Source organism: Emticicia aquatilis (assembly GCF_014644295.1).
GTDB lineage: Bacteria > Bacteroidota > Bacteroidia > Cytophagales > Spirosomataceae > Emticicia > Emticicia aquatilis.
Genome location: NZ_BMKK01000006.1, coordinates 44,621 through 56,762, shown reverse-complemented (window position 1 = coordinate 56,762; position 12,142 = coordinate 44,621). Strand labels below are relative to the sequence as shown.

The window sequence follows — 12,142 nt, the reverse complement described above, 5'->3', positions numbered from 1 at the left end:
AGTATTGATAATACTGTTGGTAAATCAACATTGGCAAAGGTATTATTTTGGAGTTTGGGCTGTGACCCAGTTTTAGATGCTACATGGAAATCTTTTGATTGTAAAACTCTTTTAGAGTTTTCAGTAGATAAAAATATCTATCAAATATTCAGACATAAGAATGAAATTGTTTTAATAGATGTAAATAATAATCAGCGATATTCTTTTCCAAAAGTTTCAGGAGAGTTTTCAAAGTTATTATCAACTATTATCAACTTCAATTTTAAACTACCCAATAGAAAAACAGAGGCATTAGAAACACCACCTCCAGCATACTATTTTTTACCGTTCTACATTGACCAAAGAAGAAGTTGGAGTCTTCCTTGGAATAGTTTTGAAAACTTAGATCAGTATGCAAACTGGAAGCAAGACCTCATTAAGTATGATGTTGGTTTGATTTCCGATAGATATTTTGAAATACAAGAAGAACTCTTTTTAGAGAGGAGAAAAAATGAAAACTATCGTTCTCAAATTACAAGTATTGATACTACATTCAATGTTTTAAGAGACTATCTACCACAAAAAAATTTCTCAATTGACCCTAATGTTGTAGAACAAATTACAAAAGAGATTGAAGTTGAACTGGTTACATTAGCTCAGAACCAAGAAGAAATTTATAATACTTTAGCCCAATTAGAAACTGAAAAAACTCAAATTTCACATCAACTGAATATTGCTTCAAAAATAGTTCTTGAGTACGAAAAAGATTATGTTTTTGCTGTTGAGAATATTCCAGAAGACTATTTAGAATGCCCGCTTTGTGGCCAAATTCATGAAAATAGCATTATTAACAGGGCGTCTATTTTGACGGATAAAGTAAATGCAGAAAATCAACTTAATGAGATAAAGCAAGCTATATCAATAATTGATGAAAAAATATCTACTCAAAAAAGAAAATTGAATGCTGTTAGAGATAGTATAAATTTAATTAACAGTAAGTATATAAAATATAAAAATGAAACTATCAGTTATTCAGATGCTATCAATGGAATTGCCGAGTCTTCTTTAAGGTTTAGAGTAAATGAGAAAAAGAAAGAGCTTTTATTACAAGAAAAAGGCTCTAAAGTTCTTATAAAAGACTTAGAAAGTGAAAAAAGACAACTTCAAAGTAAGGAAGATAAAGAAACCATAAACATTTCTTTTCTGGAAATTTTCAAACGATATTTAAAGTTATTGAACATTAATAGTATTAATATGTCGGAAATAGAATCTCCTTTAGATTTTACAAAGATATACAAAGAAGGCGGAGCCGCCGAGAATACGAGAACGATACTTGCATATTATTTAACAATCTATGAAATGATTTGCAATACTGGCACTCAAGTAATTGCACCATTAGTTATAGATACACCAAATCAACAGGAACAATCAGAATCTAACTATGATAAAATAGTTGAAACACTACTCAATAATATCCCAGAGAATAACCAGATATTTTTGTGTGCAATGGAAAACAATCACCTAAAACCCTTTGAAAGTCAAGCTTCTATTTTCAATTTAGATGGAGATAAGCTCCTTAAAGAAACCATGTTTAAAGAAGTTGAAAGTATTTTTAAAAATTACAACTTATTGTAGGAGTAGATAACGTATAAAGATCAATACTTATACATTTGCATACCACCAATATTGGTAGTTTATCACCTTTTTATACCACAAAATAAATATAGTTTGTTTTTTTATTGAATAATCATTTATATTTATCGCAAATTAAAGCGAACACAACATTGAAAATATAGCGTTATAGCTAACAATCCTGTATCTGAAAGGTCGAAGATTTCAATCCCACAGGAAAGTTAAAGCTGAACGCTCACGAATGCGTGGGCGTTGCTTTGCTTTGTGGGAAAGGGATTCGACCCCCTCAGATACGAAGTAGTGGCAACCGTCCACGCATTTTTGATAGATACCCAAAAAGTAGTATAAAAGTTAAATCCATTTTTCACTTTTAACCATTTTCACACATGAAAAAGGTACTATTTTTTGCTGTTATTGCTTGTACATTTATTTACATTCCTCACTTTTCTTTTGGCCAAAAACAACCACCAAAAGACACACTTAGAAGGCTTTTATCTGCCGAAGACCAGTACAAAAAGTACATTCCAACCTTTTCTCCCTTATCTCCTAATGCGGCGGGTATTGAGAAACACGGCGATTATCAAGTTAATCTGGCTACTGGTATTCCCGATATAAAAATTGTATTAGGCAATGCCGCCAGTGGTTCATTAAACAACCCTATTGTTTTGCGTTATCATGCCTCTGGTTTTAAAATTGATGATTTAGCATCTTGGGTTGGGTGGGGCTGGAGTCTCGATTATGGGCCATCATTGAATAGGAGCGTGAGAGGTCAGGCAGATGACAAAGATGGAACTTACGGTAATAATTACCTAAATGTACCCATTGCTCCACGTAATTTTTGTAGTTTTTATGACGATTATATTTTTGGAAAAGATGTCTTAGCGGGACAAGGTGATATTTTACCTGATTTATTTTCATTTAATGTCTTCAAGAATTCGGGTAAATTTTATTTAGGACAGACAGACAGTCCACATTTTTTGTTACCCTTCCAACCTGTAAAAATCAACAAACACCTTAATACGAGTGGGATTATTAGCCATTTTGATTTGATTAATCAAGAAGGGCAGCAATTTGTTTTTGGTTTACAGAGCGATGGTAATTTTGCCCATGAAACCTTTAATATAACCACAGGAGCAAGCACCAGAAATTATATTAATAACTGGCTGATTACTGAAATAAACGCTCCAAATAATAATGATAAATTGAACTTTGAATATCAAAATGGTGGATCGCAGTTATTATCCTCTTTGAGTTATTCAGCAACTATTTATTATAACCGAAACCCAACGTGCTATCCTTACCAGCCTGACCAAAACGAACCAGCTTATTGCCCTCAATTTTACCCATTGCAAGGCACAGTTACACCAACAGAAACACGCACGGAATCAACCATATCCCAAACAAATATCTATAAAATTAACCATGAAAACGGTTATGTAGAGTTTGAACAATCTGCTCAGTCTGAGCGTCAAGATTTACCAAATAGCAGATATTTGAAAAAAATAAAATTCTATAACCTTGAGAATGGGTCGTATGAATTGATGCGAACGATTACATTTAACTATGGTTATTTTCAGGGGGTAAGTGAAACCCGATTGAAACTTCAATCTCTTACAATTAATGATGCCAGTCAACAAATAGCCCAAACATATCAATTTAGCTATTTTACAAACAATTTCTCATGGAATAGCAGTGATAGCTATCGCCCTCGTCAAGATTATTTTGGATATTACAACGGCACATCAAATACACATTTAATAAGTGTTGGTAGCTATGCTGGAGTTAATATTAATAATGGTGCTGCTAATAGAGAAACAGTGAGTACCTATGCAAAAGAATGTGTATTACAAAAAATTACTTTTCCCACGCTGGGTTATACAGAGTTCGATTTTGAAAATAACCAATATGAATTTAACAATAGCATTAAATTAGCTGGTGGATTACGTGTAAAATCTATTAAAAGCACCCCTAATATTACAAGTCCAGCTTTATTGAGACGCTATACTTACGGCATTACTGGCACTGACAATATCGGAAGATTTACGACTAATTGGTTTCCTGAAAATGCACAAGTTCCTAAAATTCAGAAGTTAGAACATTTAAGCACAACAGTGAATGGTGGTAGTAGGGCTGACCAAGCAATATTTACACAAAATGGTTTTTTGGAGGTTGGCAGTTTTGACCAAGCACCGCTTTATTATACCCATGTCAAAGAATATTTTGAAGCAGCCAATGATTCAGTAAAAAATGGGTATAACGACTATACCTTTGATTTTAGGAATGATGTTTACATTGATGAAAACAACTATTATTCAAGAGACGTGAAACCTTGGTTAAGAGGTAATTTATTAAGCAAACAAACTTTTAATGCGAGTAACGTTTTAGTAGAAAGTACTACCAATGAATACATTTCAAATGATCCCAAGGCCAGTTCATCGCTAATTGGGGCATTTATTGGTACACCCAATATTATAGAAGGTAGTGGCTTTGTTCCGTGGACTTCATGTCCTGATAGTCCCGAGTTTTATGCCAGCTTCCCAACAATGATTTATGGACAAGTGCTATATCAGACAGGTAGCAGACCATTAGAGAAGACAACTGTGTGGCGTGATAGTGTAACCACACAGCAGCAGTTTTTCTACGATAATAATTTGTTGGTTAAGAAAACGGAAAACTTAGACAGCTATACCAACCAAAAAAGAATCCAAGAAACAGTATATCCAACAGATGCCAGTTACGATGCCGATTCAATAGCCTTAAAGATGAGAGTTCGGAATATTCTTGATTTAACACTTGAAAATATTGAGAAAGAAGAGTTAAACGGAAATATAAGTGTATTATTCAAGCAAAAGACGGTATATCAAGCTCTTGATTCAATCATAAATGCACGAGGTTTAGATTCCAGTTTTGTTCCTAAATCGGTTTGGGTTACTCCTACAGGTACAACACTTGAAAAACGTGTAGATTATACTAAATATGATACTACTGGTAATGTGATTGAATATAAAGTTGATGATATTCCAACAACTTTAATTTGGGGGTATAATAAATCATTAGTATTAGCACAGGTGCAAAATGCTAATCATGCTCAGGTTTCGGCAAAATTGGCAAGTGCAGGAATTACAGAAAATATTTTTAGTATTACGCAGCTTTCAAATACGCAATTAACAAGTTTAGAAACTTTTAGAAATAGCCTATCCAAAACAACTTATGTTTCATGGTTTAGTTATCGTCCTAATATTGGGTTAAGTCTTACTATTTCACCCAACGGACTGAAAACATTTTTTAGTTATGATGGCTTACAACGGCTTGCCACTACAAAAGACCATTTAGGTTATTTTCTGACCAAAAACGAATATTATCATGGTGTGACTCAAGGTCTTGATTTTTACAATAAAGTTATCACTCGGAACGCAAGGATTGCTACAACCTTAGAAAGTAATTTGAATTCTTATCGAAATGCTGAGATAAACCACCAATATTTTGATGGATTGGGGCGACCTTTAAGAACAATAGGAGATAGACAAAGCCCCAGCCCGAATTATTACGATATTATCTATTCAGATATGAAATATGATAAGTATGGACGAGTTACAACCACACTCCCCATTGCCCCAACGATAACGACATTTCCTGATTACAACACGAATCCATTACCGTTTGCACAGAGCTTTTTTGCGGACTCTAAACCTTATGATAGCACTATTTACGAAAGTTCTCCTTTAAACCGTGCCATAGAGGCTTTTGGGGTCGGGAATGCTTGGCGAACGGCTAAAAGAAGTACAAAAATATTTTACGAAAGTGCAGGAGTAAATGTTCCGTATTACACAGTCAATGCCAGCACAGGCGATATAAACCTTAATGGAACATACCCTGCACGAAGCCTTTTTAAGAAACGAATCATTGATGAACAAGGAAACACAAGCATTGAGATAAGTGATAAAAGAGGCCGATTAATACAAAAGCAAGTAGAGTATAAAAAAGATAGCTTATTAACAACCTATTTCATTTATGATGGTTTGGGGCGTGAGTTAGCAATTATTCAACCAGAAGGCTATGCCCTACAAGCCAGTATGGCCAGTGGCAGTACAGCATGGAATAATTTTGTTTTCTTTTATAAATATGACGAAAGAGGTAGGAGAGTAGAGAGTCATATACCTAACACTGGTAAAATATACAGTATATTTGATAAGCAAGACCGCCAAGTATTAAGCCAAGACGAATACCAAAGAACCAGTAATAAATGGCTATTTATGAAGTATGACTCACTCAATCGTAATATTATTTCGGGCGAGTTAACACTGTCAAATACAGATACAAGAGCATCATTACAGACACAATTTAATTCTCAAATAATAAGGAGTGAAGGTTTTGATACCTCTAAGCCTAACTACTATACAGATGTAAGTTTTCCATTTTCTGTTGATTCAAGTAAAGCAATGATGGTTAACTACTACGATAGTTATGCAACATGGCGACCTGAAAACTATGAATATTATACTTTTACTCCCTATCCTGATTCAAAAGGTTTACTAACAGGAAGTATTTTGCGGAATACAGAAAGTAGAAGCATGAACCATGAAGTTAATTACTATGATTATAAAAATAGACTTATCCAAGTAAGAAAAAAAGAACAAAATGGTTTAATAAGCAACAGACAAAATAGGTATTTATTTTCGGGTTATTTAGAGCAGACCCTCAAAAGTTATTCAGTACCATCATCTTTTTTTATCGTTACCAAAAACTATACGTATGACTATGCTTTTAAAAAGTCACAATTTAATTTTCAGATAGGTGGTGACTCTCAATTTACAATAGCTCAGTATCAATATGATGACATTGGTAGATTAAAAACTAAGAAGATAAAACCCAGTGGAAACTACGAAATAGATGATAATGGAGCAAATTATATTGATAGACCTCCTATTTTTGAGCAAGCTAATACTCAAGATATAGCAAATAAAGCCATAACACTTAATGCAGGTTTTGTAGCAAATGCAGCCGATAGCACCACTCAAACCTACATAGCACAAATTGATACTTTAGGTAGCAGTGGTATAGTTGATGCCCTCCAAACGATTGACTACGAGTATTATATAAGAGGCGGTATAAATTGTATTAATTGTAAGAATAAACAAGTAAGGCTCGGAAACAAACAAAATGACTTATTTTCAATGAAATTAGAATACAATGATGATAAGCGATATTTTGATGGAAACATTTCAAAGCAAACTTGGAAAACCCCAATTATACCCAACGCACAACAATTTAAATATAGTTATGATGCCAGTAGCCGACTAAAAAAGGCACAATATTTGGGGGGAAATACAGGGGATAATTATTCGATTGATACACTAAATTATGACCGAAATGGTAATATTTTTAATCTCAAACGGAATGGCAATTTATCAACTTCTGGAGCAAGAACTACGTCTGGTGCTGGGTTGATAGATAATTTGAGCTATATTTATGATGGTAATAAATTACTTTCAGTTTCTGATATAGCAACTTTAGATGGCTTTATAGACGCTAATTCAGGCAATGATGATTATGAATACTGGAATGATGGCTCTTTAAGAAGAGATAAGAATAAACGTATAGATAGCATTATTTATAATTCTTACCTGAAAAAAGTAAGCAGAGTAAAATTTGAAAATGGTAACTGGATAAATTTCTATTATGATGGTGCTGGAAAACTTATCAAAAGAAGAACTCATATAGTTTCTCAATCCCAAGATGATATTTGGGCTTATACTGATGATTTGATAACTAAAAATGGTCAGGTATATCAACTTAATCATGAAGAAGGGCGATTAACCTATGATTATACAAATAACAGATGGGTTTATGAGTATGACTACCGAGACAATCAAGGTAACTTGCGTTTGAGTTTTAGAGATAGCTTAACAACAGGAAAACCACCTGTTATTACCCAAATTGAAGATAGAGACCCAACAGGTGTGTTACTTTCAGGATTAAACTATTCAACGCAAAACAAAAATAATATTGGTTTTATTAATCGTGAAACCATTACCGAAACAGGTTGGATAGACCTAAATAATCGTTTTTTTGACCCATACATTATTCGTTTTCATCAGACTGATCCAGTAATTCAGGGACAAGAAAATTATACTTTGTTTCAATATGGGTATAATAACCCAGTTAAGAATTCTGACCCTGATGGTAGAGACCCTAATGATGTTATATTAAAAGGAAAAGAAGCACAAGCTGCATTTTCTCAATTACAAGCCTCAGTTCAGAAAGATTTAACTCTTTCAATGGATAGCAATGGAAAGGTTACATATACACAAAATGGCACAGGTAAACTTTCAAGAGATTCAAAACAATTGGTAAATGCTATAAATGATAATAGCATTGTGGTTAATGTGAATGCTGAAAATACAAAATTTACTAAGTCAGGTAACCTCTATATTGGTGGAGCATATTCAGGAAATACTGTTACACAAGGGACTAATGGAAACACTGTTGTAGCAGAACAAGAAGTAAATCCTGTTGTTTTAGGTATAATGAGTACAACACACGGAAAAGCTGGAGCAGATATGCTACATGAAGTTACAGAAGCATATCAAGGTGCGTTGATTTCTCAAAAAAGTGGTCAATCATCACCTGCTTCTAATAATTCTAATTCGGTTTATCCAACAGCTCATAATAGAGCAACAGCACAATCAGGACAAGTCTATGAAACGTTATATGATGCCTCTAATAACGTGTTGCAAATGAATGCTAATGGTGGTTATCCTGCCAGTTTGAAGAAGGTTGAGTGGTCAGTTAAAGACCCCAAAGGAAATAATGTAATAATCCAAATACTTAAATAAAATGAGAAAATTACTTTTTTTAATCATCGTTTTAGTAAGTTCATGCAAAAACTCAAAAATTGCTAATCAAACAAATCAATTATCTTATTTGGTAAAAAAAATTGATTCTAAAAACAACTGGAACATTATTTATGCCTCAAAACAAGATAGTATTTTTAAAATAATTGTAAGAAAAGAAGTAGGTATAATCAATGATTGTGAAAAAATAGTAGTTGGGGGATATTATCTTTTTAAACTACATTCCAGAAAGAAGGATGTTCCCGACATCAATGGTATTAAAATAGAACCAATTAATAATTTGGATATACAATGTTACAGTTATGATAACGAGACTTCAATTTGTATTGAACCTAAAAAAGGTATATTCGATTTGCATCATGCTGAAAATATAAAGGGCTTGTGTCTAATAAAATAGTATGGTGCAGACAGAAATAATCAACCAGTTATTAGATAACTATAAGAAAAATATCACCATAGTTGTCGATTTGTTTATTTCAAACTTTGGCGTAAAAAATCCGATAAAAAAATGGAGGAATGATTTAATACCAAGGACAGGATATTTAGATAAAAAGAAATCCATTGAATATTCATTACATGGAGCAGGCTGCACTGTGGAGTTTGCTAATAAAGAAATCATTTCTTTTGATTTTGATAAGGATGACAAGTTTATTCTTGATAAATATAAATTCTGGATATTTGTAAATAGTAGTAATGAGCCTAAGGAAATTAAAGACCACATTGAAAACCTCATTAATACCAAAGAATGGGAAATAGAACAACAATAAGAAGCTTCAAATGATAATTTTACAGATAAGTGTGGGTGAATTTTCAAAAACATCATTCGGTAGTATTACGAGTGGTGTTTATTTTGAAGTAAACAAAAAGTTTTTTCCTGAAAAAGATTGGAATGACTTTGTAGTCGTAGTTTTAAGTTTTTGGCTGGACGAGATAATAAAAATGAAAACAAGTAATTGCGACAACGGTAGTTTTTTATTTATGGATGGTCCACTAAAATTTACTATTGATAGAGTTGGAAATCTTTATTTCTTTAAAGGCTATAATCGAAACAAAAATATTTTAGATGAACAAATTGAATATGAAGAATTTATAACCACTATTATTTCAGCGGCAATAAAAACACTGAATATTGTAAGAGAAAAAGAGTGGCAGAACAAAGATATTGAAAGTTTGACTCATAAATTAGAATATATTTTAACTATATAGTACAACATTTGTTGTTTTGATTTATTACAAAGCCAACTACGTCATACATAGTTGGCTTTTTTACACCCTTACCTCAATTTCAAAATCACCACCCGTTCTAAATACCCAACTCTAACGAGGATAAGTAACTTCAAAAAAAAATCTTCAAAAAAATTTGTCTATGAATAAACCATCGTTTACTCATAGACAAATTCGTCACTTTTTTGAGTGATTTCCTTATCGTAAATGCCTGAATTACAGAGCCTCCTTTCATTATAACACTTGATTTCAAATCCAATTTCGTACAAATATAAACGATCGTTTACTACTGGACAGAAAGACGGATAAAGGCCTATGAAACAAGCAGTTGCATACTATCGTGTTTCGACTAACAGACAAGGTAAGAGTGGGTTGGGCTTAGAAGCTCAACAATTGGCTGTCAAAAACTATTGTAGGCTCAACGATTATGACGTAACCAGCGAAGTTGTGGAGGTTAAGTCAACCCGTAGATGCAGAATTGGGCTATTACAAGCACTTGAACTATGCAAGAAAAATCACAGCGTTTTAGTAGTAGCACGGCTTGACAGATTGGGAAGAGACGTTGAACAAATCGCCAAAATAGTTAAATCAAACGTCGAAATTATCGTTACAGATAATCCCCACGCCAACCGATTTACCCTGCATATTCTGGCCGCAGTAGCAGAAGACCAAAGACAAAGAATTAGCGAAACCACAAAAGACGCTTTAGATGCGGCCAAAAGACGAGGTGTTGTGCTTGGTAAAAACGGCAAGAAACTCTCAGAAGCTAATAAAAAAGCTGCCGAAGAATTTGCCCAACGGTTATCCCCTCTCCTCAAGCGGCTTAAACATCAAGGAATTTCAACCGTGCGGGCAGTTTCTCAAGAACTCAACAAACAAGGCGTTCCTACTTTTAGAGGCTTAGGTCGTTGGCATCCAAGTACAGTTGGCAATCTCATGAATCGTTTAAAATAAACATACACCTAAAAATTCTATTTATCATGGCAAATGAAAATGACATCTTATTCGATGATTCCTCAATTCTAACAAAATTGACAGGCAAAAGCACCCTAATTAATTTATCGCCTAACAGCGACTGTGATTGCACAGGCTATAGTTCTACCTCAAATCAAGATAACGTTGAAACCTATCAAAGCCCCTCACCTTTTGGTAAAACCAATTGATGAAAGATATTTTTACGCTGTCAACTGTGCCTATCCAAATTCATTGCGAATTCTGAATAAGGCTCAGTTTGATATACTCACAGCTATTGACAACCAAAGTAGCATAGCCACACTTTGTGAAAAACTATCAATACAGCCAAACGTTTTAGAAGGATTCCTAAACATACTCGCTGAAACAGAAATCATCAAATTCGACCATAGTTTTACAAAACCCAAAAGACCCAACACACCCCAATCGTTGAATTTTTGGATTCATACTACCAATAAATGTAACCTTACCTGTGGCTATTGCTACATTTCAACGCTGAATACAACCAACGGAATGTTGGCAGAAACGCAAACGCAATTACTAAACAAGTTGGTTGAAACGGTTAATCGTAGAAAAATAACCAGTATCAAATTAAGGTTGGCGGGTGGAGAACCATTAGGACAATTTAAGTTTTGGAAAGGATTTATCGTTGAGGCAAAGACAATATTAAAAGACTTAGGCTGTAAGCTTATAGTATCGTTTATTACCAACCTAACAATCCTAAACGAAGATATTTTGACATTCTCAAAAGCTAATGACATCCGTTTTGGCGTATCGCTTGATGGGTTGGAGCAGCATAATGATACCGCAAGGAAGTTCCGAAATGGCTTAGGCTCTTTCAAAGTGATTGATGAAAACCTTCGGAAACTGATAGCCAATAATATTCCAGTATCAGTCAATACAGTAGTGGGTAATCATAACTTGGAAGGTTTACCCAGCTTAACCCACTATTTAATTGCTTTAGATGTGCCATTTAGATATTCCATTGTTAAGGGAGAAGCCGTTGATGCTCAACTACTCGAAAAATATCTGTCAGAATCTTACGCCATCATGCAAGATGCCATTCAAACGGGTTGGGCTTTCTCTAATCGACACCAATTCTGCGACCTTAAACCCAATGAGTTAGGTTTTCAAACCTGTACTTCGGGGTTTTCGGGTGGTGCTATTTATGTAGATGGCACATTGAACTATTGCCATGTTCACTTTGGTGAGGCCAATCAACCTGCCTTTTCTATTTTTGATGAAGATAGGGACTTAGTTAATATGATTGAGCAAGGTAGCCACTACGAAGATATGAAATCAACCGATTGTTCCCTATGTAAATACAAAGCAGTTTGCACCAGCGGATGTCCTGTATATAGAGTTAACGGCAAAGACCCACAATGTACTATTTATCATAAGTTTATTCCATTGATTTACGAACTTCAAGCAAGAGAACGCTTGAAATTACTCCAAGATTATAAGATGATAGCGACATAAAT

The 12,142-nt window shown here is 34.0% G+C and carries 8 protein-coding genes; 7 read left to right on the top strand and 1 reads right to left on the bottom strand.

Going from position 1 to position 12,142, the window contains the following annotated elements; all coding sequences use genetic code 11:
- Positions 1-30 precede the first annotated feature (30 nt).
- Complete coding sequence (locus IEX65_RS15360; RefSeq protein WP_188766981.1) at positions 31-1,614, top strand: V-type ATP synthase subunit I domain-containing protein; 1,584 nt, start codon at positions 31-33, stop codon at positions 1,612-1,614.
- A 218-nt stretch (positions 1,615-1,832) separates the two neighbouring features.
- On the opposite strand, the gene IEX65_RS15355 is transcribed toward IEX65_RS15360, so the two are convergent.
- Positions 1,833-1,979, bottom strand: coding sequence for a hypothetical protein (locus tag IEX65_RS15355; RefSeq protein WP_188766979.1), 147 nt, complete (start codon positions 1,977-1,979; stop codon positions 1,833-1,835).
- Between the two features lie 18 nt (positions 1,980-1,997).
- On the opposite strand from IEX65_RS15355, the gene IEX65_RS15350 reads away from it, so the two are divergent.
- The 6 genes from IEX65_RS15350 (at position 1,998) to IEX65_RS15325 (ending at position 12,140) form a co-directional block, all read left to right on the top strand.
- On the top strand, positions 1,998-8,447 hold the full coding sequence (locus tag IEX65_RS15350) for a DUF6443 domain-containing protein (RefSeq protein ID WP_188766978.1): 6,450 nt from the start codon (positions 1,998-2,000) through the stop codon (positions 8,445-8,447).
- 1 nt (position 8,448) lies between these two features.
- Entirely contained in the window at positions 8,449-8,862 is a 414-nt protein-coding gene (locus IEX65_RS15345; protein WP_188766977.1) for a hypothetical protein, read from the top strand.
- A 1-nt stretch (position 8,863) separates the two neighbouring features.
- A complete protein-coding gene (locus IEX65_RS15340; protein ID WP_188766976.1) occupies positions 8,864-9,232 on the top strand; it encodes a DUF6896 domain-containing protein in 369 nt (122 codons plus the stop codon).
- Between the two features lie 10 nt (positions 9,233-9,242).
- Positions 9,243-9,671, top strand: a complete 429-nt coding sequence (locus tag IEX65_RS15335; protein WP_188766975.1) for a hypothetical protein — start codon at positions 9,243-9,245, stop codon at positions 9,669-9,671.
- Between the two features lie 333 nt (positions 9,672-10,004).
- Positions 10,005-10,643, top strand: a complete 639-nt coding sequence (locus IEX65_RS15330; RefSeq protein WP_188766974.1) for a recombinase family protein — start codon at positions 10,005-10,007, stop codon at positions 10,641-10,643.
- A 165-nt stretch (positions 10,644-10,808) separates the two neighbouring features.
- Complete coding sequence (locus IEX65_RS15325) at positions 10,809-12,140, top strand: radical SAM/SPASM domain-containing protein (protein WP_188766973.1); 1,332 nt, start codon at positions 10,809-10,811, stop codon at positions 12,138-12,140.
- Positions 12,141-12,142: the final 2 nt, after the last annotated feature.